Source organism: Verrucomicrobiota bacterium, assembly GCA_016871495.1.
GTDB lineage: Bacteria > Verrucomicrobiota > Verrucomicrobiia > Limisphaerales > VHDF01 > VHDF01.
In genome coordinates, this window is sequence record VHDF01000016.1 from 1 (window position 1) to 25,615 (window position 25,615).

A 25,615-nucleotide genomic window follows, 5' to 3' on the forward strand; every position below is an offset into this window, starting at 1 on the left:
CCCCACCAAATGCCTGGTTTTGGTTTAGACTGCCACCAAATGGGCCGAGGAGTCAATCTTGAACTGTGGGTTTTTTCGGACCTATTGAGCTTTTCTCTCAGAACGACTAATGCAACTATATGGTCACGTGGGTTTTATAAATAACCACGAATTGATCTAGTTTCGCTTAGAATAGAGCTCGCATCTGCGATCTATGTATTTTGTTGCCTCCCCGACATAATCCTTGCCTGTCCAATCGCACCCGATACCATCCGCAGTCCTTGTTCGCGAACCCGGCTGCGGGATGGTCCATGGGGTCGGAATTCGCGGCGCACGGGACTGATCTCAAAACTGCATGAAGAGTTACAATGTCGCGGTGATCGGAGGAGACGGCACAGGGCCCGAGGTGGTTCGCGAAGCCATCAAAGTCCTCGACGCCGCCTGCCCAAAATTCGGCTTCAAACTGAATTACACGCCGTACGACCTCGGTGGTGAACGCTACCTTCGAACGAACGAAGCCTTGCCCGCCAGTGTCGTGACCGAGTTGCGCCAATTCCCCGTCATTCTTCTCGGCGCCATCGGCCATCCCGATGTCAAACCCGGCGTGCTCGAAAAAGGAATTCTTCTGCGCCTACGCTTCGAGCTCGAACAATACATCAATCTTCGCCCGGTCAAACTCTACGACGACCGCTTCTGCCCGCTGCGCGACAAAGGACCATCCGACATCGATTTTGTCGTCGTGCGCGAGAACAACGAGGGGCTCTACACGGGATCGGGCGGATTTGTTTTCAAAGGCACGCCCCACGAAATCGCGGTCCAGGAAAGCATCAACACGCGCCGTGGTGTGGAGCGTTGTTTGCGTTACGCCTTCGAAATCGCGCGCAAGCGCAACAAGGACAAAAAGCTGACGCTCTGCGGCAAGACCAACGTGCTCACGTTCGCCTTCGATCTCTGGGAGCGAGCCTTCCATGAAGTCGGTGCCGCAGAGTTCCCGGACATCAAAAGGGACTATGCGCATGTGGACGCCACCACCATGTGGTTCGTGAAGAATCCCGAATGGTTCGATGTGATCGTGACGGACAACATGTTCGGTGACATCATCACCGACCTCGGTGCCATGATCCAGGGCGGCATGGGAATCGCCGCCGGCGGTAATATCAATCCCTCCGGCACCAGCATGTTTGAACCGATCGGCGGCAGTGCGCCGAAATACACGAATCAAGGTGTCATCAATCCGCTCGCGGCCATCTGTGCGGGTCAAATGCTTCTCGATTTCCTGGGAGAGTCCGCCGCCGCGAAGGCCATCGAAACCGCGGTCATCAAAACGACCCGCGAAAAAATCAAGTCTCTCGCCGCGGGCAAGATGGGTTACTCCACTTCACAAGTGGGAGACCTCGTCGCCGCCGCCCTCTGATCCCCGCCCAACGCCCGCCAAGAGGGAGCCACGCCGACCTCCTCTCGACGGCAGATCAAGCGGACTGCACGATCGGACTCACGCCTGAGAAACCCTCCCTCAAAAATTGCTCCGGCGGCGCCGGCTCGCATATGTGCCAGCCCTGGGCGAAATCCAGCCCGATTTCGACCACATGCCGGAATACCTGCGGGTTGGTGACGAATTCCGCCACCGTCTGCTTGCCCAAAATATGAGCCGTTTCATGCATGGCTCGAACCAAAGATCGGCTGACCGCGTCCTGATCCAGATGCTTGATGAAGTTGCCTTCGATTTTCACATAATCCACCGGCAGATCCCGCAAATAGGTCATCGAGGAAAAACCTGACCCGAAATCGTCCAAGGCAAAAGTGCTGCCCTGTTGCTTGATCCTATCGATCAACCGGCGCGTTTGCGCCAGATTCTGGATCGCGGCTGTTTCGGTGATTTCGAACGAGGCCCGCGCCGCGTCCACCCCTCTTTCCCGAAAACTTTCCTCCAGAAAGTCCGGCAACTCGGGATCACCCAATGTCTGTGCGGATAAATTGATCGCCAGATGCAAGCTGGGATGGGCTTGCAACAACTGAATCGACCTCCGGATCACAAACCGGTCTATGAGCGCCATGTTGCCAAAACGCTGGGCCGCGATCATGAAGGCACCGGGCAAAATCCGCTCCCCTCCGGTGTCCCGCATTCTGAGCAAGACCTCGAAATACACCCGGGTGATGGCTTCGCGAACCGGCAAAATCGGTTGCAGCCAAATCTCCATGCGATCCTCGCGCAACGCATCTTTGATGGCCACGGACCATCGCGACTCCGCGTCCAACTGCCGCAACGCCTGTTCATCGGGCTGAAATTCGGCAAACCCATTCCGCCCCCGCTCCTTGGCCACAAAACACGCCGAGGCGACATCCGACAAATGATCCTCCGCCGTCCTTCCGCTCCGCACCTGGGCCACTCCCACGCTGGCGGTTGCCGGATAGGCTCGTCCCTTGTCGAAGAAACGATGCCGGTCGAAGCGCTCGACCAATCGACGAGCCAAGGCCAGCGCTTCTTGCGCGTCCGCCTCCCGCATCAAGACCACAAAATCGTCGCCTCCAAACCGCGCGACCAGATTGGTCGGGTTGACTTCGGACTGAATCATCCCCGCGACATCCTTCAGCAACCGGTCGCCGGTTTCAAACCCGGCGGCCGCGTTCACCGCTTTGAATTGATCCAAATCCAGATAGAATACGTAGCCCTTCGCGGGCCTCGTCTCCAGGAACTGGTCGAGCTGTTCGGAAAAATAACGCCGATTCGCCAGCCCGGTCAGGGGATCATGATTGGCAAGGTAAAGCAATTCGCCCTCGAGCCGCTTGCGCTCCGTCAAATCGGTGAACAACAACACCACCTCTGCACCGCCCGTGAGGAGACTGGCCCGGCAGAGGCAAAACAACACCGCGCCCCCCGGACTCCTCACCGGAACCTCACCCGACCAGGATCGCCCGCACCGGCAGGTCTCCCATAACGTGGACCACCCGTCCTCCGCAAGTTCGAGCCGTTCCAATGGAAACACCCCTTCGACGCCGGCGGAGAACCCTCCGAACATCGCCGCGAACGAGGAATTGCTGTAAAGCACCCGGTTGTCTTCCGCCACGATCGCGATGGCGTCAGCTGCATGATCCACCGCGCTGCCCAATCGGCGCATTTCTTCGTGCGTGCGCGCGTTCTCCTTTTGGTGGGCTCGTTCCCATTCTTCGAAACGTGCCTTGCGTTGCAAGGTTGCGTGCACTCGCGCCAGCACCTCGGGAATCACAAAGGGCTTGTTGATATAATCCACCGCCCCCAAGGCAAAGGCCCGAACCTTGTCCTCCGTGCTCTGCCGTCCCGTCATCATGATCACCGGAACGCGAGTCAAACCGGGCTCCGACCGGAAAACAGCGCACGCCTCCAATCCATCCATCCCGGGTAAAACCAAATCGACCAACGCCAGATCGAATCCCTCGCGCCGCGCCAGCTCCAGCCCGCCTTCAGCATCGGCCGATTTCCAAACCTCCATCCCTTCGCCCCGCAACGCTGATTCCATGAGGTCCGCCACTTCCGGAATGTCCTCAATGATCAGAATTTTGCGTGGATTCATGGAGACATCACGAAGCGGGGCACCGCCCATCCTCTCCTCGCATCTTGGAGTGAGCGGAACGGTCTGTCGCGCCGACGGCAGGATTGCCTGCGGGGTTCTATCGATTCAAAACCCGGTAGAACCTCGCTGGAATCCCTCCCGCAAAATCGGTCACCACAAAATGATCGGCGGGTGCGGTGTTCGTCTTGAGGGAAATCCAACTCACCAGATCTGGTGAGGCCTGTAAAATGTAGGATCGGCCGGCCTTGCCCTCCAAGGTCAATTCCACAAAACCTCCCGAGGCCACTAATCCCAGAAACTTCGCCGAATCTCCTCCACCTCCTGTCGTGGCGTCGGCCTCGCCATGTAATCGAACGACGTAGGCGTAGTTGAATCCGTTCGCTTGCCGGAAATCTCCGCCCACCAGAATCGAGCCGTCCTGGGTCCGAGCCAGGGCGTTCGCCCTGGGAACAAACCCGCCCGCGATGCCGCTGCCTACATCAAAGCTCGGATCGAGTTGCCCTTGAGCGGTGAGGCGGGCCACCCCCGCGCGCGATTGGCCGAAAGCCTTGGTGAAACCTCCCGCCACAATCACCCTGCCGTCAGCCTGCACCGCCACGGCATTGATCGCCGCGTCCGTTCCAGCACCCGGGTTGAACAAAGGATCGAGCGCACCACTCATCATCAAGCGCGCCACCCCACCCCGGGCCTGGCCTTGCACTTGCCCAAACGCTCCCGCCACAAACACACTGCCGTCCTTTCCCAAACTCATCGCGTTCACCGCCTGGTCGGGGCCCGCACCCGGATCAAACCCCGCATCCAGTGTCCCATTGGACTTGAATCGAGCAACCCGGTTGCGCGGAATCCCGCCGGCCTCCGTGAAATCACCCGCCGCCACAATGTTCCCGCCCGCGTCAATGGCCAGCGCCGAAACCCGGGTCACCAACCCCCCCCCAATCCCGAGATTGTCGAACCCGAAGTCCAGACTCCCGTCCGTGTTCAGTCGCGTCAAACCGTTCCGGCGCTGTCCCGAGAATTGAGTGAACGCACCCCCCACCACAACCTTGCCGTCACTCTGCAATGCAATGGCATACACGGCATTATTACCTCCAGCGCCGATAGCGAAACTGGAATCCAGCGATCCATCCGGCATCAATCGCGCCAATCCCGGACGAGACACCCCGGAAACCCGATCGAAAGCGCCAGCTAACAGAAGCTTTCCATCCGCTTGAAGCGCCAGCGCGAAAACGGAATTGTTCGCTCCCGCCGACGGATTGAATCCCGCGTCCAAGGACCCGTCCGAGCGAATCCGGGCCACGCGCCCTCGCGAGACATCGTCATAAGTCGAGAATCCGCCCGCCACGAACCATCCACCCTGCCCGTCTGGAACGGCGGCCAACACCGGTCCGTTCGGGCCGATATAAGGGTTGAACGCACTATTCGGCTGTCCTGGAGTGGTCGGACCCGTGGAAACTCCGGTCATCGTCACCCCTGAGGATGTGGTGGTCGCGCCACGATTATCCGTGGCCACGGCCACGATCGAATAGGTGCCCGGTGGCAAATTGGAAACGACCAGGCTGAAAGGGGCGCTTTGGGCGCTGCCCAACAGGGAAGGTCCGGCGTAAAATTCGACTTTGGCAACCTGCCCGTCGAGGTCGCTGGCATTGGCCGAAAGTTTGATCGATTTGGGCGCAAAAAAGCGGGTGCCATTCAAGGGGCTCGACATGGATACAATCGGGGACAAATTGGCCCGCGGAGCCACCGTAATCACCGCCACACTGCTCGTGACGGACCCCGAACTGCTGTTGACCACCACGAAGTAGGAACCTGCGTTGGTGGACTCCACCGCCGGGATCTGGAAGAAGGGTGAGGATGCGCCCGGCAGGTTTGTTCCGTTAAATGCCCATTGGTAGCCCAGGGGCGGAACCCCCGCCGCTTCCACGCTCAACAGCAAAGGAGTGCCCACCACGAGAGTCTGGCTTTGCGGCTGAACCAAAATCGCCGGGGGCGTCTGCACGCTCAGTGTCGAGGCCAAACTCGTCACGGAACCGGCGCTGTTCGACACGGTGACTCGGTATTCGCCCGCGTTCAGCGGACTGACGATGGGGATGTTGAGGACGGCGCTCGTGGCTCCCGGAATGTTCGCGCCCCGAAACTGCCACTGGTAGGTCAACACCCCCTGCCCCGTGGCGACGACGCTGAAAGAAGCCGGCGAGCCCGAAGCCACCGCGACATCCGTCGGCTGGGTCACGATGACCGGCGGTTTCGTCTGCGGACCGGTCACGGTCAGATCAAAAAAATCGCTGGCATTCAAGCCCTGGGGATCCGCCACCGAAAGCGTGATGCGGCTGGTGCCCACCGCCGTCGCGGGCAGATTCAAAATCACCAGTCGATCCGATCCGGAACCGCCAAAGAAAATACTCGTGTCCGATACCGCCGCGAAGTTCGAGGAAAACCCGATGAGCACAAGGTTGCTCACCCCGTCGGGATCCTGCACTTTGAAGGGAACACTCACCAGGGTGCCTGCTTCCGCACGGACCGCTTTGTTCGTCACCACAATGGTGGGAGGATCGTTCAAATTAAACACCTTGAATTGGAACGAGGTGCTCGCCGCTAAATTCTCGCCATCCAACACGCTCACCGTGATGAGGGTCACGCCCACCTCGTTCGTGGCGGGAATGATCGTCAGAAACCGCTCGGCGCCCGTCCCTGAAATGATCACGTTGCCGGAAGGCACGAGTTGCGTGTTGGAGGATACCGACGCCACCCGGAGGGACGCCGCTGGAGTTTCGGCATCGTTCACCGTGAAGGGGATCGGCTCCCCCGGAGTGTCCTCCGTCACGAATCGATCCGTGATCACCGAAATCGTGGGAGGCACCGCCAGCGCCCGGGAAAATCCCAGGACCAAGAGCACAAAAACCGCCCCGAGGAGCGGCAGCCGGAAGATTTTGGGAAGAGTGCGAAGTGGATTCGCGTCGGATGCTTTCATGGAAGTTGGAACTGAAACGCTAAACGGACGCATCATTCGCATCGACCCGCCTGAAAACAAGCTCTTTGTGCCCCGCCCCACAGAGCAGAATCAATGGGGTCGAAAGGACCCGGTTGCGGAAACCTCATCATCATGGAATGTCACTTACTGAAATGCAGAGGCTCTCGCGGAACCACGAAGGCCAGGAGATGGGAAAGCATGCTTGAACCGTTGATCCCGTGAGGGAGACGGGCTTCGAATGCTTTCTCTCCGTCACTCTGTGCCTCCGTGAGAGCCATCCGACCGCCCGGTGCGCCCCAGCAGAATGCAAGTTTGTCGGGGACAGAAATCTTGGATCGTCTCCCCTGCTTCATCTCGAACTCTGCGATCTCTGCGCCTCTGCGCGAGAACAATCCCTGCTTTCACGAAAGCACGTCAGATTCGTCAAGTTTCTAGAGTTTCTAGGGGACAGAGATCTCGAGTTTGAACCGCCGAATCCTTCTCTCGGTCGAATGCGCCTGAGGGGTCGCATCTCACAATTCAACAATTGGCGAAGGGGCGATAAGACTTTCGAACAGGGTCCGACCGTTGCAGATCCAGCCACTGTTGAATGGTGAGATGGGAATCTATTCCATGACCCTCTTGCTGAGAACAACGGCTCCGCGGGTAGCCTGGGCGGAAATCGTGAGTTGCAACCGGCAGCGTCAAACCTCTCCCCGCCACCCCTCGGTGACGTGAACAGTCACGCACCCTTATTGCGTCTTAAAATCGACCCGTTCAAACCCAAGGGCGGTGAGCATGGCTCGCAGTTGCAAATGAGCTCGTTCCTCAGCTTCCTCGTAAATCCCACTGTTTCGCGCCCCAATCCGGATGTCGTTCACCGCTTGCTGCCTGGCATTCTGCTCCAGATTGGCGTCGGCCGTCCGCATCAGGCCGGTGGATCGCTCAATCACCCGTGTTTTTTTCTCGTCCAGGTAGGCATCGGTCACCATGGCACGAGGCAGTCGCAACAGGATCGACCGGCCCTCGATCACGATGTCCTCAGGCTTGATCTGGCCCAAATCGATCCCGGCCTTGACGACCCCGTGGGCAAGCAGAAGCAGGCGATTCTCCCCATACCACTTGACGTCCTCCAGAATCACCACTTTCTCCAAGACATACTTTACCGTCACCAAATGGGATAATCCCTGCACCTGGGTCAGCACCACGGATGCATTGATTCCCGGACGCGTGGAAAGTACAGGGCCGAGCGGAGGAAGCAACAGGCCCAGCAACACCCCAAACGCCAGCACCAGCGCCAGGATGACGGCGAAAAAGACGGCCCGTTGGCGCCCCATGGCAACCTCCTCTACTGTCCGATCTCGCCGAAACGGAGAACCGAGAGGACGATGAAAATGATGATGGCGAGCGCGAGGATGACGCCGACTCCAATAAAAATGAGATTGGCCTTGTTGCTCTTCTTCGCGAAACCGGGATTCTTGTCGAGCGCAACGCTCTTGGGAACACTCTCACTCTCGCCCAATCGCACCCCTTGACTGGGCCCTGACTCAACCGATTTCTTCGCAGCCGCAGCCGTAGCCGCTGGCGCAGCCGCCGGAGCTGCCGGCGTGTCGAGCTTCAGATCCACCTGGCCCAGCCGCAAGGTTTGGCCAGGTTTCAAAACCGACTCCGAAATCTTGTCGCCGTTGATGAAGGTCCCATTCGTCGAGTTTAGGTCCTTAATGACCACGTCCGAACCACGCAAAAAAACCTCGCAATGATGGCTCGAAATCGAAGCTTCGGCGATTTGGAAAGTATTGTCCTCGACACGCCCAATCGTCACTTTCTCCGTCGTGAGCTCGTAGCTCCTTCCCGCGTGGCCATCGCTGAGTACGACGAGTTTGGGCATAAAAGGTTTCGGTCCGCGAATTATCTTCACGAAGTCCGGCAAGTCAAACGGAATTCTAGCAAATCCTTGGTGCTCATACGAAAAGACAACTTGGCCGCCAAGTGGGCGCAGCAACGTTACACCTCTGGAGGCAAACGATTTGGGAGCGGGAGGCGAACCTTTGAATCCTCAGACTCCACACTCGAAATCCCCGCCGTTGGCAGACGTGAATCCCTGTTGACCTCAACGGGGAAACACCGACGAAGGCAGGGATCCCTCGGAATCGCAGCGGGAAACAGGAAAAGGTCATTCTCGACCTGGGGCGACCCTTCCCACCAGGAGAGTTCGTCGAAGATCCAATCGCATACCTCATCGTCAAGGATCGTCATCAGGTCCCCTCTGAAATCTTGCGCGGCAAGCAGGGACCCAGTCCAGGTCGATGTTGGCTAAGAGCGATGAAGCATCGGCATCTCGTCTGTCCTGTCTCAATCTTCGAATCGAATGATGAGACAAAAATGGAACGGGCTCTCACGGAGCCGCGAAGGCACGGAGATGGGGAGGTATGCTTGAACCGGTGACGTCGTGAGTGAGACGGGCTTCGAATCCTTTCTCTCCGTGTCTCTGTGCCTCCGTGAGAGCCGTCCATCCACCGGAACAAATCAGTTCAAGCGGTTCAGGACTTCGCGATGTCGATCAATCCCTCGGCCTCCAGGAAGTCACCCGAAATGCCGTCGCCGTTCTTGTCGAATGGCCGTGGGCATCCGCATTCAGACAAAAGGTGCTTGGGAGTGCAGCAAGTCGGACACGTCACGGCACGTGTCGGCAGCAACCCCGTCGAATCGAAAAACTGCTATCCGCATGAATCCGGAGGTGGTAGGAGCACTGGGTTACCTTGATGACACGCAACTCCTCGTTGGTATGAAAAGGTTATCGCTTCGATCCCTTCCTCCCGGCCCCGAGCCCCGGATGATCCCCGGCCCCAGCCGCGCGATTCGCGCCGGGTTCACCCTCATCGAACTTCTGGTGGTTATCGGGATCATTGCGATCCTCGCCAGCATGCTGTTGCCCGCGCTTTCCAAAGCCAAAGCGAAGGCGCAGCAAACCGCGTGTTTGAACAATCTCAAACAGCAAGGCCTCGCCCTGATTCTCTACGTCGACGAAACCCGGCAGTATCCGGGCAGTGTGCAGGAGGCCGGGGATTTGGTCGCCCTCTTGAACGGCAAAGTGAGTTGGCCCCCACGCATGCTCCCTTACCTCAGCAGCAATCACGTGGTCTTCAACTGCCCCACGGAAAAGCAGCGTTATCACTGGACCAACAACCCTTCCAAGGGACCCCCTTTCCCATTCAACATCCTTCCCAATCAAACCGGGTTCACCTATGGCTACAACGATTGGGGCGTCGGAGAGGGCGGTCGCAACAGCTCGCGAGCCACGCTCGGATTGGGCAGCCACTTGGGCCTGGGCGATCCCCAACTCAGGCCCATCAAGGACACGGATATCCTGGTGCCCAGCGACATGATCGCCATCACGGACACGAAGTCCGACAACAATTGGGACAGCGTCACCGATCCCTCCGATCCGGGCACCTTTGCCAATCCGGCAGGCGAATGGCCGAGCCGGCGGCACAGTCTTGGATCGAATGTGTTGTTCACGGATGGACACGTGGAATCCTGGAAGCAAATGCGACTGGTCGCCCGCGATGAAAACGTGCGCAAGAAATGGAACAACGACAATCTGCCTCACAAGGAGGCGTGGTGACCCGGGGCATCCGCGGGATGTCGTTGACACGCGCCGGGGCTGACAGGCACGGCGTTCAAGCCGCTTCAAGGCGGGTTGTCGAAGTAGCACGGCAAGCCCGAGGCGCAAAGGTGTTGCCAGGGCGAAGGCATGTCCACTGGGCGGGCCATCGACCCGGAGGAGATCGCCGCGGGTGGGTTCGCGCGCGCGGAAGCGCCGTGAACGGCGCGGTCCGGCAACTCGGGGAGGCACCGGGATTGACCCGCTAGAGGCTCTTGGAAGTTTCGCCTGCGCTGGCTTCCATTCCCGCGCTGCCTGATCGCCCGGCGGCGCCAGACTCCAGCCCTTCGAGGTTCATCCTGACCTTTCGATGAAAAATACCGTTCTCCTCGCCCTGGCCCTGGCCCTCCTGGCGGGCAGCGTTCTGGCCTTGCGAAATTACGTCCGCGAGCAGCGCCAGAGCGAAGATTTCCCTGAAGGCGCCCATTGGTTGTGCCTCCAATGCCGGGAGGGTTTCACGGTGAGCCTTGAACAGGTGAACCAGTGGGCAGGCACCGATCCCGCCGGTGGTTTCGCGTGTCCGAAGTGCAAGAGCGGCCAAACTGCGCGCGCCAAGAAATGCCCCCTCCCTGCCTGCGGCAAGTTTTACCTCGAACGTAATCTGGTCATTGACGACAAAGTGTGCTGCCCGATCTGCAAGTCACCCCTGCCCTGAGCCAGGCTCGCGAGGCCGAATTTGGATTGCCCGAGCCGGGGGTTCCCATAACCTAGCAGCCATGTATGCGCCGTCCGATTTGTTCGATCTCAATCACACCCGCCACGCTGCCCTGTTCCAAGGCTGCGAATTTGCCTGGGATGGATTGAAGAGGCTCAAGGATTACCTCCGCCAACATCTCAAGCCAGGACTTCACAATCGCTGCGAAGGCCGCGCCTTCATCGGCGAGAACGTTTTCATCGGCGAAGGCACCGTCGTGGAAGACGGCGTCATGATCAAGGGCCCCGCCCTCATCGGACGCAACTGCCAGATCCGCCACAACGCCTACATCCGCGAAGACGTCATCATCGGCGACGATTGCGTGGTGGGAAATTCCACGGAACTCAAGCACTGCCTGCTCTTCGACCATGCCGTCGCGCCCCACTTCAACTACGCGGGCGATTCGATCCTGGGCTACAAGAGCCATCTCGGCGCCGGCGTCATCCTCTCCAATCTCAAAGTCGTGCCGGGTAACGTCACCGTGGAGAAGGACGGTGTCCCTTTTGACACCGGTCTGCGAAAGTTCGGAGCGCTCATCGGCGATAGCGCCGACATCGGCTGCAACAGCGTGCTCAACCCCGGATCGATTCTCGGACGCGGCTGCCTGCTCTATCCCGGCGTCAATTGGCGGGGCTTTCTCCCGGCCAACATGATCGTGAAAAACAAGGCGCAATCCGAAGTCGTGGTCCGTCGTCCGCGCGGCGTGTAGCACCGACTGGTCATGATCGGCTTCCTGGATGAGACCGGGAAAAGCGCGGCATCCAGCTTGGTGGACAAGGTGGAGGCGATCTTTTCCCCGACGGGCCTTTTGTCCGGCGCGAGTTCTTTCGAATACCGCCCGCAACAGCAGCGCATGGCGGTGGAAGTGGCGCGCGCGCTCATGTCCAAGCAATCCTTGGTCGTGGAAGCCGGCACCGGCGTGGGAAAGAGCCTGGCCTATTTGATCCCCTCCATCCTCTACGCGATGCAGGAGGGTAAAAAGGCCGTCATTTCCACACACACGATCAATTTGCAGGAACAACTGATCGAAAAGGATTTGCCCCTGCTCTCCCGCATCCTCGAAGTCCCCTTCCGCTACACGATGCTGAAGGGGCGATCCAACTATCTCTGCACCCGCCGGCTTCAAAAAGCCCTGCAACAAGCCTCGACGCTCTTCACCTCGCCCGAAACCGCCGAGTTGCACCGCATCGCCGAATGGGCCAAGACCACCGGCGATGGAAGCCTGTCCGACTTCGAAATCGAACCGGATCCGAAGGTGTGGACCCAGGTCTGCTCCGAGCGCGGCATCTGCACGCCCAAGAGATGCGGGGCCACGAGCGACTTCGCGCGCGATCACGGCCCCTGTTTTTTTCAAAAAGTCAGGCAACGCATCCTTTCCTCGGACGTGCTCGTCCTGAACCACACGCTTTTTTTCACGATGCTTTCGGGCGTGGACGAGGAACAAACGAGCGGCATCCTTTTCAAGAACGACTTCGTCGTGTTCGATGAAGCCCACACCGTCGAGAGCGTGGCCGCGCGCCACAGCGGCCTGAGCGTCTCCAACACTCAACTGCGTTACGCCGCTCAACGGCTCTGGAATCCCAACTCCGGAAAGGGCCTTCTGGCGGACCTCGTGAAAAGCCAGCCGGTTCAACTGGTGGACGAGTTGATGGAGGCGGGAGCCTCCTTCTTCCAGGCAGTCGAGCAAGCCTGCGATGAACTGGAAGCCCGGAGCGCTCGAAAGTCCCCCGGATTGCGCGAGAAAGCAGCCGGAGAGGCCGGCGCCCCTCGCCGCTCCTGGTCCGAGCTTCGCATCCGGCGGCCCGACTTGATCCCCGACACGGTCACGCTTCCAATCCAGCGGGTGCGGGAGGCGATCGGGAAACTGATCGAATCCAGCGAGGATAAGGAAGCAGGCCTGGAGTTGATCGAATGCAATCGCCGGCTCGGAGAACTCAAGGAAGCCACGGCGGTGTTTCTCAGCCAGGCCGAGGAAGGCTTGGTTTATTGGGTGGAGCGCGCGGGCAAAGGACAGCAGATTCTGTCCCTCAATGCCGCGCCCGTCGATGTGGCCGGCTACTTGCGGCGGCGTTTGTTTGGAGGCCAAACCTCGGTCGTGATGACCAGCGCCACACTGGGCACGATCGCGAGCGAGCGCGAGTCATCCCAGCCTTCCCCCGGCCAAGCGCCGACCCGCCCGGTCCGGCGGGAGTTGCCCGCACCTTCCCCCGATGCGCCCCTGGCCTACTTCACGGGACGAGTGGGCGCGGAAAAGATCCGCGCGCTGCAAGTCGGATCTCCCTTCGATTACAAGCATCAGATGCGGGTCTACGTGGTCAATCGCATGCCGGACCCGCGCGATGCGGAATACACGAAGTCCTTGACCCATTGGATTGAACATTTCGTCAGGAAGACACACGGGAAAGCCTTCGTGCTGTTCACCAGCTTCAAGCTGATGCACGAGGTGGCCGGTCGCCTGGATCGGTTTTTCGCCGAACTGGGGGTCAACGTGTTTGTGCAAGGCATGGGAACCCCGCGCTCGACCATGCTCGAGAAATTCAAGGAAGACGTGGATTCCGTGTTGTTCGGCACGGACAGCTTTTGGCAAGGGGTGGACGTCCCGGGCGAGGCGCTCTCCAACGTCATCATCACCCGGCTGCCGTTTGCGGTGCCGGATCATCCTTTGGTCGAGGCGCGCGTCGAGAACATCGAAGCGCGCGGGGGCAATTCTTTTGGAGAATTTTCGCTGCCCGAGGCCATTTTGAAGTTCCGCCAGGGCGTGGGCCGCCTGATTCGTCGGAAATCCGACCAAGGCATCGTGGTCATCCTGGACAACCGCGTGCTCACCAAGGGATATGGCAAGTCGTTCCTCGATTCGATCCCGGAATGCGAAGTGGAAATCGTGTAAGGTTCGCATCGAGAGCGAGCCGGACTTCATCCGTATTACCAAAGTGTCATGAACGCGTAATCGGGGGGACATTTCGCAGGAGTGGAATGGAACTGACATGAAACCCCCGCGATCCCAAACCAGCGCTCTGGGTCCCCTGCTCCGCCAGGAAGCATGCGCCCTGCTGGACCGCATTCGCTATGGAATCCTGGGAGTTCTGGTGTGCGCCGCGTTGGGCCACACCGTTCATCGCGAGTTCCTGGACACCGCTCTCAGTCCGGAACCCATTTCGCCCACGCAGGCGATTCAATCAAAGCCGCCGCGCCGGCGCCCGGTGATTCCGGCTGAACTTCAATTTCCCGTGGCTCTTCAGGAAGTCCGTCCGCAAGAGATCGGGCGGCAGCCATCCTGCCTTTCCGAACCGTCCATGGTCGTCCGCCCGGGGGCCATGGCGCGGGTTCGGACGGCCTAGGATGTCTGCCGCCCGATTTCACGAGCGGCGGGCTTTCAGCGGAGCCTCCCCCGGCCGCCAGCGTGCAGTCGCACCGGGTGCATGAAAGAGTTTCCTTCAATCTTGCTGTACGAACACGGTCGGGCATCATGGGCGGCGCATGCGAATCTTGGTGGTTGAAGACGATCCGAAGATTGCGTCGTTCATCGTCAAAGGCTTGAAACAGCATAGCTTCGGGGTGGATGCGTGCCCCGATGGCGAGGAAGCCATGAGTTTGGCCCTGACGACCGATTACGACACCGCGATCGTGGATATCATGCTCCCCAAATTGGACGGCCTCAGCCTCGTGCAACGCTGGCGCGCCAAAGGAATCAAGATCCCCGTATTGTTCCTGAGCGCCAAAGCCACGGTGGACGACCGGGTGCGGGGCTTGCAGGCGGGGGCGGACGACTACTTGACCAAGCCCTTTGCCTTTTCGGAGTTGTTGGCGCGCGTCCAGGCGCTCATCCGGCGCGCCACGCGTCCCGCGGAGCCGAATCTGCTCGTGTGCGGAGATCTCGCGCTCGACTTGCTGACGCGGGAGGCGACACGAGGCCAGGAACAAATCGAGCTGCAGCCCCGCGAGTTCGCCCTGCTCGAATATCTCATGCGGAATTCGGGACGGACGGTCACCAAGACGATGGTGTTGGAACACGTTTGGGATTACAGTTTCGATCCGCAGACCAATGTTGTGGATGTCCTGGTTCACCGCTTGCGCGCCAAAATCGATCCCGACAAATCAAGACTCCACACGTTGCGTGGCGTCGGCTATGTCCTCAAACCTGCTCCAACGGCTCCGGCGTGACGTCAGCGTCCGGATCACTCTCTGGCACGCCGGGCTTTTCTCCGTCGGGACGGGGGCGCTCTTCTTCCTCGCCTATTACCTGCTGGTCTCGGCGATCGTAGGCAAGGACGCGGAGATCCTGGAAGCGAAGCTCAAGGAATACGCGGTCACTTATCGCGCGGGAGGGGCTCCGGCGTTGCAAAGCGCGGTCAATCGGGACGCCTCCACCGGCAGCCAGAGGCGTCTCTTTGTGCGGCTGGTCAACCGGAGGAATGACATCATTTTGACCGAGGTCCCTCCGGAATGGATCACCGTGAAAGAGGTTGAGACAGGATTTGAGGGCTGGCGTCGCCGGGTGGGAGTGATTCGCATTCCCGTCAATGAGGAGCGGGAACTGGCCCTTTCCTCGACCGCCCTCCATGACGGCTCGCTGCTGCTGGTGGGGCGAAGCTCGCAAAACCAAACCGCCGTGCTCGAACCCTTCAAGCGCGTCTTTCTCGGGGTCGGAGGCGGCATGATCTTGTTCAGTCTGGGCGCGGGATGGCTCATCGCCCGGCGCGCGATGCTTCCGGTGCGGCAGGTGGTCGAGACCGCGCAATCGATTCTGAGCACGGGCAATCTTGACTCGCGGGTGCCCACCCATTCTTCGCACGACGAGTTGAGCGAGATGGCCGACTTGTTCAACACCCTGCTCGACCGCAATCAAGCTCTGATCCGGGCCATGCGAGAATCGCTCGACAACGTGGGTCACGACCTTCGCACCCCGCTCACCCGCCTGCGGGGCACCGCCGAAATGGCCCTTCAAGAACACGTCGATCCAAACGTCATCCGCGAGGCCCTGGCGGATTGCGTTGAGGAATCGGAACGTGTGCTCAGCATCTTGCGAACGCTCATGGATGTCACCGAGGCGGAGGCGGGAATGATGAGGCTCCACAAGGAGACGCTTGACCTCAACGCCTTGCTCAAGGAAGTGGTGGAGCTCTATGAATACGTGGCTGAGGAAAAGAACCTTCGCATTCGCCTGGACTTGCCCGCCCGCAGCGTGGCCTTCGCGGATCGCAACCGCCTGCGGCAGGTGTTTGCCAACTTGCTCGACAACGCGGTCAAATACACGCCTGAAGGAGGTCACATCGTCGTCAGCGCCCGTTCGGATTCCGGGCGGGCCATCGTGCGTTTCAACGACTCCGGACTCGGAATTTCAGAGGAGGAACAGCCAAAGATTTGGACCCGGCTTTATCGCGGTGACAAGAGCCGGTCTCAGCGCGGACTTGGTCTGGGCCTGAGCTTGGTCAAAGCCATCGTGGAAGCGCACGGCGGCATCGCGACGGTGTCCAGCCAGCCGGGCGTGGGCTCCTCATTCTCCGTCGAACTGCCCAATCCAGGCTCCTCCACGGGAGCGGGACTGCTTGCCCTCAAGGAGGCTTCGGAAAAAAGCGCTGGTGAAACAGGTGTGAAAGCGCCCACCACTCAAGCGGCTCCGGTTTCCTGAACGATTTGCAGCAGCGTGACCTGCCCTGCCGCGCGGGCTTCCGCGTGCCGCACGGCGTCCACGTGTTTGGAGACGGGCGCCAGCGCGGGATCGGAGCGAGTGGCAATGGCAATGCCCTGACCGGACCGCATCGATTGCAGCACGTGATGCACGGTGATCTGGTCCAGCGGCCTGGCCGGAACGAACGTCGGATTCGCGGCGGCGGCTTCGGCCACCAAACCGGATTTGACGAGCATTTGCATCAGCCTCAGCGCCAGGGTTTCAGGGATCTCGAGTGCGGCCGCCCATTCTCGTATGGCCTTGGGCGATTCGCCCTTGTGGAAACTCAAGGCCAAAGCGGTCATCAATCTCAACGCGGCAAACTCTCGGCCGCTCTGATGAACCGCATCGCTTTGCAGGCCGATGGCGTAGGCCCGGCGGCTTTGAAAGGCGCAGGCGACCTGGGCGCCAAACAACATGATCATCCATGAAAAATAAAGGCCCAGGAGGAACACCGGCAAAAGAGACATCGGACCGTAGATGGTCGCGTAAGTGAACACCTTCGAGGCATAGTGCACGTTGACCAGGTTGTTCAACTGCCACAGGCATCCGCCTACCGCGCCCCCAACCAGCGCCGCCCGCCAATCCACTTTGGTGTTGGGCATCACCTGGTAAAACAAAGCGAATCCGAGGCTCAACAGCGCAAAGGGAAACAAGGACACCAAAAAGACCCCGACGAAAGGTAGCGATTCGATCCATTGCCGCGTGAGGGCAAAATGGGATCCGGTGGTCACGCCGATGGCGAGCAGGAGGAAGAGCGGCCCCAGCGAGATGGCCGCCCAATAGTGCACCACCCGGGAAAACCAACTGCGTCCGCGCGGCACACCCCAGATGTCGTTGAACGCGGTTTCGATGGTGGCCAGCAAGGACACGGCGACGAAGACCAGGCCGAGCACGCCGCCCACGTTGAGCGCCCCGCTTTGAATTCTTCCGATGTACTGCGTGATGCTTTGCACCACCTCCCGGCGTCCGTCCTTCACCTCGGCGTTGGGATTCTTGGAAACCAAGTCCAGTTGGGGAGCGACTTTGGCGACGGCGGACTCAATCAGCGCCTCGATCGGTCGTTCTCCCTGTTTCTTGAGGAGACTGGAGCTGATGCCGACGGCCAAAGCCAGCAAGGGCACGATGGCCAGCAGCGTGGTGTAAGCGAGCGCGGAGGCGCGGGACGGACAGCGATTTCGACCGTAGCTCTTGCCGACACTCACCCAGAACTGGAGAAAAGACCGCCCGGCCGGAGGCATCGCTCCCGGCACAAGATGGACCGAAGGGTCATCTTCCAGGATGGCTTGAGCCTCCTCTTGCAGACGCTTGAGCTTCAGCACTGGGGTCGCGGGTTCAGCCATGGAACTAAGCCTCCGTCGCCTCACGATAGGCCCGCACGCGCGCGTCGATGTCCGACCGGCTGACCTTGGTTGTTCGCGTCAGACCGAATCCTTCGCAACAAAACGAGGCCACGACGCTGCCATGCACGATCGCCTGGCGAAGGTTTTTCTCGATGGAGCCTTTGCAGCCGGCGAGATAGCCGAGCAGTCCTCCGACAAACGAATCTCCCGCCCCGGTGGGATCGATGACGTTCTCGAGCGGAAATGCAGGAGCCACGAATAAACCCGAAGGCCCGGACAACAAGGCGCCGTGCTCCCCCTTCTTGATGATGACAAACTTCGGACCCAATCGATGAATCTTGCGCAATGCGGTCAGCAGATTCTCGGTGCCGGCCAACTGCCGGGCCTCGCTGTCGTTGAGAACGAAGGCATCGATCTTCTTCAGCAGGCGCAGCAAATCCGGCAGCGCGATGTTGAGCCAAAGATCCATCGTGTCGGCCACGATGAAACGCGGGCGGTTCACCTGGCTCAGGACGTGCAACTGAAGGGAAGGTGCGATGTTGGCAAGGAGCACATACGGAGTGTCTCGATGCCGGTCGGGAAGGCGCGGAGAAAAAGTCTCAAAAACCCCCAACTCGGTGGCCAGCGTGCGTCGGTGATTCATGTTGAGCTCATATTCGCCCGACCAGTGGAATGTCTTGCCCCCGGTTTGTTGCAGTCCTTCCAGATCGATCCCATGCTTGCGGTAAAGAGCCCGATAACGGGGGGGGAAATCCGCCCCCACGATTCCAACCAGTTTGGTCGGAGCAAAAAAGCTCGCGGCCACAGCGGCGTGGCTGGCGGAACCACCCAGCAATCGCGGGTTCTCACGGGTCGGAGTCTTGATGGAATCGAGTGCGGTGGATCCAACGACGAGTACGCTCATGTAGCCTTGGACTCTAAGCGTTTCCGAAAGGCACGGCAAGCTTGAGCCACATCCGGAGCCTTGAGGATCGCCGAGACGACACAAATCCGCCGGGCGCCAGCCTCCAGCACCGCCGCGAGTCGTTCCCCATCAATCCCTCCGATGGCAAACCACGGAATCGTGAGGTTGGCCGCCGCCCACCGGACATACTCCAGGGTCACGGGGAGGGCGCCGGGCTTCGTGCCTGTCGCATACACAGGACCGATGGCGACGTAGTCCGCCCTGGCTTGAACCGCGCGAAGGGCCTGTTCGGGCGCGTGTGAACTCAGCCCCAGCCGCCAGACTGCCCCTGAACCACGCGCGTCATCGGCAGATCGATGACCCGCCTCGAAGAAATCCTCTTGCCCCAGGTGGCAAAAATCCGCGCCGCACGCCCGGGCAATCTCGGGATGATCGTTGATCACCAGCCCCACGCTTCCCGCGTGGAGAATCGGCTGGATCGCCTCCGCCACCTTCAAGATCCTGTCCGGAGACCAGTCCTTGGCCCGCAACTGAACGAGGTCGGACCCTCCGTCCACAAGGGCGCGCGCAATTTCGACGGGCAACCTGCCCTCCAGATACGCCGAATCGATGAAGGTGTAGAGCCGGCAATCGCCGAGGGGTTTCACGGCGACTTCTTGAGGGTGGTCAGGTATTCGACCAAATCCACCAATTCCTCCACCGTCATCGCTTGATCCAAACCGGCGGGCATGATGGAAAGTTTTTGCTGCTCTTTCCGGATCACTTCCGACTTCGGATAGCGGGTGACAATGCCGGTTTGCGCCTTGATCGAGATCTGGTCCACGGTCTCACTGGCAAGCAAGCCGAAAGGTTCATCGCCGTTCTTGAGTTCCAACGCCCAAGCCTCAAACCCGAAGGAAACTCCAGCGCTGGGATTAAGAATGGCCTCGTAAAGCGCGTCCTTTCCAAGTTTGTCGCCGATCTCCGTGAGACCCGGACCGAAATCCACACCTTCCTGGCCCACCTGATGGCACTTGATGCAACCCACCTCGTCCCGCCGGTAAATCTTGGCGCCGCGAACAGGATCACCTTTCCGGGCTAACAGTTCGGCGACGGGAGGCAGCTTCTTCTCGGTTTCGGCAGGGACGGGAGGCAGCACCTTGGCAGCCTCCGCCCGAAGGTCCAGCCAGCGGATCTTGCTTAACTCCGCCGCAGCCAAAGGTTTCAGGTCCTCCACGAGGCGCCCCTGGATGGCCGACGCGATGAGGCTGGCGGCGCCGGATTCCACGCGGGCGAGCGAGCGGACGGCTTCCTGGCGCAAGGGCGGATCGAAGTGGGCGTTCTGAACCAGCGGTTGCAGCAACGCGCCGATTTGGTTCGCTTCCGTATTGCCCGCGAGCCTGGTCAAACTGATCGCTTGCGAAGCATTGGTGCCCTGCAACACGCCTTTCACCAGATCGGTCGAACCATGATCCAGGATGATCCGCAATGACTCGACGCCCGTGGCGTTGTCCGGATGCTTCAGGGCCAACTTAAGCAACTCGGCGTCCTGGTCCTTGATCTTGAAGTCGCGAACGATCTCCAGGAACTGGGGGCGTCCCCGGGTCTGGCTGAGGACCTTGTAGACCGCGCTTTTGACCGCGGTGTTGGATTCCAAATCGACGCCCTTCAAGCGGTCGAGCGCCTCGATGGCAATGGCCAGCTTTTGCGCCTCCGCATCGTTGGAACTCTCCGCGCCACGAACGACGCCCACAGCCAGAGCCAAGCCCCATGAAACCAGAAATGCACGTTTCCCCCAGGCAAGGACAGGGCATGCCGCCACCCGTCGCAAGGAGTCGCGCAGGATGGTGGACTTGTCTCCTTCCAACTGCGGGAACCGATCCTTCATGCGGATCTTACTTGGTCGAAATCAATTCCACCAAGGCCGCGTCCTTTTCCGGCCCGCTGATGAAGTCCAGGGACCGGAAGTAGCGATCACGCTCGGCTTGCGAGATGGACTTGTCGCCGATGAGTTTCACCAGGAGTGCGGGCGTTTGTTTCCCGCGGGACCGCCAGATGATATCCCGCTTGGCGGGGCTGGCGAGATCGGAGCCCGCTTTGGCGAGGTAAGCGCTCAGGCAAGCGTCCCATTTTTGATCCGCCCCGATGCCCAAAGCTTCCAAGTACCATCGATCCTTGCCGTCATGTTGCATGGCCAGCGAGGCCCAAAGGGCAGGAACCTCAGGACTCTTGTGGTGTCGCAAGGCAATGGCCACTTCGCGGCGCACGGCGGGCGACTTATCCGAGGCGAGCTGCTTGCCGTATCGAATCACATCGAGCTTCAGCGACCGGGCGATGCGCAGCCCCGTGATGCGGATGTCCGCATTCGCGTCCTTCAAGGCCGATTCCACGTACTTCTTTTCCTTCCCAGGAATCCGCGCCAGCAAATGCAGGGCGCGGGCCCTCATCGCGGGCTGCGAGGACTTCCACAAGGCTTCCAATTCCTTTTCGGCTTTGCCTTGCATGGCCTTCAACGCGGTGAACGCATGATACCGAACCGCGAGATTGGGCGACTGCAAGGCGCTGACCGCGCCCGCAGCCGTGGACCCGTCCAGCTTGGGCACCACGGGCTTGTGTCCGGAAGGCGCGACACGATAAATGCGGCCGGTCATGGTGGCCAGTTTGCGGTCCGCCATGTTGTGCCCCCCGACTCCGGCGTCATTCCAGTCCGCAATCAACAGCGATCCGTCGGGGGCGGCGCACACGTCCGCAGGGCGGTACCACGTGTCGGCACTGGTCAGCAAATCCTCGATTCGTCCTGCATAGCCCGCCCCTGAGGGAGTGGCGGGGTAAGCCCGCACCACGCGGGGACCCGCGTCGCAATGGATCGGCTGGCCGCGAAAAACCTCCGGCAGCAACTGTCCTTCGTAAAGGAGAATGCCGGTGGGAGATCCATTGCCGGTCTGAATGAAATTCGGAACGACACCCGGATCAGAGAGATGCCAATGATAATCCGGACGCTCCGCCTCCTGGACGCCCTTGCCCTGCGCCTTTTTCCAAGCTACGGACCAGCCGGCGCCTGTCAGTTCATCCACGTAGCCGTAATTGCCGAACTCGAAAACGTAATTGATGCGCACCCCGCGATTGCCATCGTCATCGTTGTCCGATTGCCACAGCCCGCCAAAAGAATCGACCGCCACCTCGTAGTTATTGCGAAAGTTCCAGGCGAGCGTTTCCACTTCGGAGCCGTCCAGATTGCAGCGGAAAATCATGCCCTGGCGGTAGGGCTTGCCTTTGTTGGTGACTTCCACGCCATCCATGTCAATCACCGGAGTGGTGGTGTGATCCGGAATGGGACCGTGCAGAGGCAACTGGGAAAGCCCGCTGGGGCGAAGCAGTTTTGGACTGTCATTGCCGAAGTTGAAGTAGAGTTTGCCATCCGGCCCGAAGACGAAAGCGTGCAAGTCGTGATCGTGATCTCCCTGGCCGCCATCCTCGAAGAGAATTTCCCGCTTGTCGGCCCGATCGTCCCCGTCGGTGTCCGTAAGCACGAAAACATAGGGTGACACCGAAACGATCACTTTGTTCCCCAGCACACAAATGCCGAGCGCCGCATCGATGGTCCGATCCTGGTAAAAAGTCTTGGCGTCATCCGCCACGCCATCCAGGTTCTTGTCTTCCAAAATGACGATGCGATCGCCTTCGGGTCGCAGCACGCCCCACTCCCGCTTCATGCGTTTGGAAACGCGATAATTCGCGCCTTCGGTCACCCAGACCCGGCCCCGAGAGTCGATATCCAGATTGGTGGGATTCACCACCATGGGTTCCGTGGCGAAGAGTTTGGCCTCGAGACCGGACGCTACTTTGGCCGACTTGAGTTGCTCCAAGGCGGCCTCCATGCCGGAACGGTTGGAGGCATCCGCGGCCCGAAGGGTCGGCAAAGCGAAAGGAAGCACCAAACCAGCCAGGGCAAATCCGCGCCGGAAGGGAGAAGGAAGCGATTTCATAACTTGGCCTAGAGGTCGAGATTGGCTATTTCTTGGACTTGTCGTCGAGATTTTGTTTCAGGTCGTCCTCCGTAAGGGAAGACTCGACCCCGCCGGGCGGCACGTCCACGTGAGCGATCCAAAGGAAGGCGTTGAGCACCGCTTTGCGAAACGAGTCGTTGCCCCAATTGACATGGCGATGGCCGCCCGTGAATCCAAATCCACGCCCGCCTCCGGGCCTTTGGAAGGCCCACATCATGGTCTCCGTGCGCCCCTTGGCCTCCTGAATGTGCGGATACGGGCCCTTGGGATAAACGTAAGGACCGTCGCGGACATCGTCCGAGGGCACCGCAACCAGAATCGGCGTCACCTTGTCCGAGCCCCATCGCATATTGAAGTACCACTCGTCCTTGACCGAGAAAGGTTTGACCCCGCGAGCGATGGGATGGTCGGGCAGAAACTTGAATTCAGGACTCCACATCGGATTCACGGAGTATTGATGTTCGTAATAGCCGCCGATCCACCGATGCATCGCCTGGCCAGGATCCCCTTTAGGCACCTCGACGCCGTAGTGCATGCATCCGAGGCCCACCCCCTTCGCGGCGAGCGCGTCGAGGCGTTTCAAGCGGTCCGCCTGAATGGCGGGGTGCCCCCCTCCGCCGTCCGCGTAAATAACAATCGCCGCCGCCGAATCCAGGAGCCCCTCGTCAGAAAGCCAGCCGTTGGTCCGCACGTGCAGTTGAATCCCGGGATAACCGCGCAGTGATTTCTGCAACAACAAGCTGCCGGCACGGAACTCGTGATCGCCGGGGCCGTGGCTGACACGGCCCGCAATCAAGACGATATGTTTATCAGCCGCCTGCAGCGGAGCGGCCACCAGGAGAGTCCATGCCAGGAGATAAAGGGTGCTTTTCATGAGTGCGAACTGGAGTTCAAATTCCAGGCAACGTCGCCCGGCGGGCAAGCCGGAAAACGTCTGGAACGACCAAGAACACCGCACTTTCCGACGCGCCGTCAAAGCCAAATGTTCAAAGTCTGACTCGACCCGTGTATCCCGATGTTGTTGGTAGGGCGGGCCTGTCCCAGCCCGCCGCCCACGGGATGCAAAACATCATGCTCCGGCGGCGCGCCGGGACGGACGCGCCCTACCTGCATCTCCGGCAACATCGGGACGCACCGTGACTCGACTCGATCCACCCGCAGCAGCCATGCCCACCCATTCGCCCTTGACGGCTGGGAACGAATGCAGGCTGGCTTGACCCATGATGTGTCGATGGCTGGCTCTGGGGATTCCAATGGCCGTGGGCGGGCTGTGCACTTGGCTCGCGGGACAACCCGGGGCTACGGCCCAAACCGATCCCGCCTCACGCATCGAGCGAGGACGGCAACTCTATGCCACGCATTGTTTCGCGTGCCACCAGATCAACGGAGAAGGAGTGCCCGGCGTGTTCCCGCCGCTCGCGAAATCCGACTTTTTGGCGGCGGACCTGGAAAGAAGCATTCGTGCGGTCTTGGAGGGACTCACCGGCGAGATCACGGTCAATGGGCAGAAATACGCCGGCGCCATGCCGCCCACGGTCGCCAATGACCAGGAGGTGGCGGATATCTTCACCTTCATTTTGCAAAGTTGGGGGAATTCCGGGGGCGAGGTGGGCCCGGAAACGGTGACGCGCATTCGCAGTCGCACGGCGTTTCCAACCTTCGAGAAACTCCAAGAGGCCAACGTCTATCCCCCACTTCCAGCCGCCCCGAAGGGATTCACCCTGCGCGAAGTGGTTCGACTGCCCCAAAAAGGCGTCCGCATGGCCAGCGACGGGAAAGGAAACTCGCTCTACATCCTCACGGAACAAGGAGATGTGTGGCGGCTCGAACCCTCCCTCGGCAGCCTCACCCAGGTCCTCTGGGGCGATCGCTATCTGGAAAAACGCCCAGGAGATCTCGGCGGACCCCTGTTCGTGCTGGGGTTGGCCATGGACAAGCAGAACCGGCTTTACATCGCCTCCAACCAACAGAACGAATCCTCCTTGCCGGTGCAGAATATCGTCACGGTGTACCGCACGGACCCCATCGTCAAAGGACTCGTGCCTCCGCCCGGTCCCTGGTTCCAAACGAATTACCCGGGCAACGCCGCCTATGTTCACGGGGTCGAGCACATCGCCTTTGGCCCGGACGGTTTTCTGTATGTGGGCAACGGAGCGCGCACCGATGCGGGACAGACCGGGAAAGATCGCCGATGGCACGGCGAGGGCGAAACCCCCATCACGGCCTGCCTGTGGCGGATCGATCCCAAGACTTCCCCCCCAACCATGGAGATCTATGCTCGAGGCATTCGCAACGCCTACGGTTTCTGCTGGAACGATCGCGGTGAGATGTTCGCGACCGAAAACGGTCCGGATGCAGACGCGCCCGAGGAATTAAACTTGATCGAGCGAGGCCGGCATTACGGCTTCCCCTATCAGTTTGCCGACTGGAAAAGAAAGGCCTACGGGCACACGCCGGATCCGCCGCCGGGGTTGGAGCCGACGTTCCCCATCCCCAATCTGGGCCCCGACGGGGGATTTGCCGGCCAGCCCCTTTACACGTTCGATCCGCATTCGGGGCCGGGCGGCATCGTGTTCTTGGGCGGCGATTTTCCCGAGGATTACCGAGGCACTTTTTTCATCACGCGTTTCGGCAATTTCATTCGCACTCCGAAAGACAATGTCGGTTTCGACGTGCTTCAAGCCAGGCTCCGCAAGGGCGAGAACGGCCAGTATGAGGCCCGCATCCATACCTTGCTCGCGCCTCTGGGCCGGCCCATTGATATTCACCTCAGCGGAAAGGGCACGATCTTTATCTGCGAGTATTCGCGAGGCACCAACAGCGCGTCCTCCTATGCTCCTCCCGGGAGAATCCTGGAACTGAAGGCGAAGCTCGAGTAGGGC

19 protein-coding genes are annotated in these 25,615 nt (G+C 60.2%); 9 read left to right on the forward strand and 10 right to left on the reverse strand.

Annotation, left to right across the window (positions count from 1 at the left end):
• Nucleotides 1-334 precede the first annotated feature (334 nt).
• Complete coding sequence (locus tag FJ404_05370) at nucleotides 335-1,393, forward strand: 3-isopropylmalate dehydrogenase (protein ID MBM3822316.1); 1,059 nt, start codon at nucleotides 335-337, stop codon at nucleotides 1,391-1,393.
• A gap of 55 nt (nucleotides 1,394-1,448) precedes the next feature.
• Here the strand turns inward: FJ404_05370 and FJ404_05375 are convergent, their stop codons facing one another.
• The 4 genes from FJ404_05375 to FJ404_05390 all read right to left on the reverse strand — a co-directional run bounded on the left by FJ404_05375 (nucleotide 1,449) and on the right by FJ404_05390 (nucleotide 8,362).
• Nucleotides 1,449-3,557 (reverse strand): EAL domain-containing protein, encoded by a 2,109-nt coding sequence (locus FJ404_05375; protein MBM3822317.1) that lies wholly within the window; start codon nucleotides 3,555-3,557, stop codon nucleotides 1,449-1,451.
• 67 nt (nucleotides 3,558-3,624) lie between these two features.
• The gene (locus FJ404_05380; protein ID MBM3822318.1) at nucleotides 3,625-6,537 is read right to left on the reverse strand and encodes a hypothetical protein; all 2,913 of its coding nucleotides are present in this window, start codon (nucleotides 6,535-6,537) and stop codon (nucleotides 3,625-3,627) included.
• A gap of 689 nt (nucleotides 6,538-7,226) precedes the next feature.
• Complete coding sequence (locus tag FJ404_05385) at nucleotides 7,227-7,811, reverse strand: DUF4230 domain-containing protein (GenBank protein ID MBM3822319.1); 585 nt, start codon at nucleotides 7,809-7,811, stop codon at nucleotides 7,227-7,229.
• 11 nt (nucleotides 7,812-7,822) lie between these two features.
• Entirely contained in the window at nucleotides 7,823-8,362 is a 540-nt protein-coding gene (locus FJ404_05390; protein ID MBM3822320.1) for an FHA domain-containing protein, read from the reverse strand.
• Between the two features lie 837 nt (nucleotides 8,363-9,199).
• On the opposite strand from FJ404_05390, the gene FJ404_05395 reads away from it, so the two are divergent.
• From FJ404_05395 to FJ404_05425, 7 genes are all read left to right on the forward strand, one after another.
• Complete coding sequence (locus FJ404_05395; GenBank protein MBM3822321.1) at nucleotides 9,200-10,099, forward strand: DUF1559 domain-containing protein; 900 nt, start codon at nucleotides 9,200-9,202, stop codon at nucleotides 10,097-10,099.
• A 349-nt stretch (nucleotides 10,100-10,448) separates the two neighbouring features.
• Nucleotides 10,449-10,793, forward strand: coding sequence for a hypothetical protein (locus tag FJ404_05400; GenBank protein MBM3822322.1), 345 nt, complete (start codon nucleotides 10,449-10,451; stop codon nucleotides 10,791-10,793).
• A 61-nt stretch (nucleotides 10,794-10,854) separates the two neighbouring features.
• Nucleotides 10,855-11,541 carry a UDP-N-acetylglucosamine diphosphorylase gene (locus FJ404_05405; protein MBM3822323.1) on the forward strand — a complete coding sequence of 229 codons (687 nt, stop codon included), beginning with the start codon at nucleotides 10,855-10,857 and terminating at the stop codon, nucleotides 11,539-11,541.
• A 12-nt stretch (nucleotides 11,542-11,553) separates the two neighbouring features.
• The gene (locus FJ404_05410; protein MBM3822324.1) at nucleotides 11,554-13,719 is read left to right on the forward strand and encodes an ATP-dependent DNA helicase; all 2,166 of its coding nucleotides are present in this window, start codon (nucleotides 11,554-11,556) and stop codon (nucleotides 13,717-13,719) included.
• Between the two features lie 97 nt (nucleotides 13,720-13,816).
• Entirely contained in the window at nucleotides 13,817-14,170 is a 354-nt protein-coding gene (locus tag FJ404_05415) for a hypothetical protein (GenBank protein ID MBM3822325.1), read from the forward strand.
• A 139-nt stretch (nucleotides 14,171-14,309) separates the two neighbouring features.
• Nucleotides 14,310-14,993: a response regulator transcription factor gene (locus tag FJ404_05420; GenBank protein MBM3822326.1), complete on the forward strand. Its 684-nt coding sequence runs from the start codon at nucleotides 14,310-14,312 to the stop codon at nucleotides 14,991-14,993.
• The gene (locus FJ404_05425) at nucleotides 14,875-16,461 is read left to right on the forward strand and encodes a HAMP domain-containing histidine kinase (protein MBM3822327.1); all 1,587 of its coding nucleotides are present in this window, start codon (nucleotides 14,875-14,877) and stop codon (nucleotides 16,459-16,461) included. The genes FJ404_05420 and FJ404_05425 overlap by 119 nt, the downstream gene beginning before the upstream one ends.
• On the opposite strand, the gene FJ404_05430 is transcribed toward FJ404_05425, so the two are convergent.
• Genes FJ404_05430 through FJ404_05455 form a run of 6 tightly spaced genes read right to left on the reverse strand, consistent with a single transcriptional unit; the run spans nucleotide 16,440 to nucleotide 23,607 of the window.
• Entirely contained in the window at nucleotides 16,440-17,843 is a 1,404-nt protein-coding gene (locus FJ404_05430; protein ID MBM3822328.1) for a YihY family inner membrane protein, read from the reverse strand. The genes FJ404_05425 and FJ404_05430 overlap by 22 nt on opposite strands.
• A 4-nt stretch (nucleotides 17,844-17,847) precedes the next feature.
• Entirely contained in the window at nucleotides 17,848-18,747 is a 900-nt protein-coding gene (locus FJ404_05435; protein MBM3822329.1) for a sugar kinase, read from the reverse strand.
• Nucleotides 18,744-19,394 carry a thiamine phosphate synthase gene (gene thiE, locus FJ404_05440; protein MBM3822330.1) on the reverse strand — a complete coding sequence of 217 codons (651 nt, stop codon included), beginning with the start codon at nucleotides 19,392-19,394 and terminating at the stop codon, nucleotides 18,744-18,746. Before thiE ends, FJ404_05435 begins: the two co-directional genes overlap by 4 nt.
• Entirely contained in the window at nucleotides 19,391-20,614 is a 1,224-nt protein-coding gene (locus FJ404_05445) for a c-type cytochrome (protein MBM3822331.1), read from the reverse strand. Before FJ404_05445 ends, thiE begins: the two co-directional genes overlap by 4 nt.
• Nucleotides 20,615-20,621: 7 nt before the next feature.
• Complete coding sequence (locus FJ404_05450) at nucleotides 20,622-22,712, reverse strand: hypothetical protein (protein MBM3822332.1); 2,091 nt, start codon at nucleotides 22,710-22,712, stop codon at nucleotides 20,622-20,624.
• Nucleotides 22,713-22,737: 25 nt separating this feature from the next.
• On the reverse strand, nucleotides 22,738-23,607 hold the full coding sequence (locus tag FJ404_05455; protein ID MBM3822333.1) for a hypothetical protein: 870 nt from the start codon (nucleotides 23,605-23,607) through the stop codon (nucleotides 22,738-22,740).
• 346 nt (nucleotides 23,608-23,953) lie between these two features.
• Between FJ404_05455 and FJ404_05460 the strand changes: the two genes are divergently transcribed.
• The gene (locus FJ404_05460; GenBank protein ID MBM3822334.1) at nucleotides 23,954-25,612 is read left to right on the forward strand and encodes a c-type cytochrome; all 1,659 of its coding nucleotides are present in this window, start codon (nucleotides 23,954-23,956) and stop codon (nucleotides 25,610-25,612) included.
• Nucleotides 25,613-25,615 lie beyond the last annotated feature (3 nt).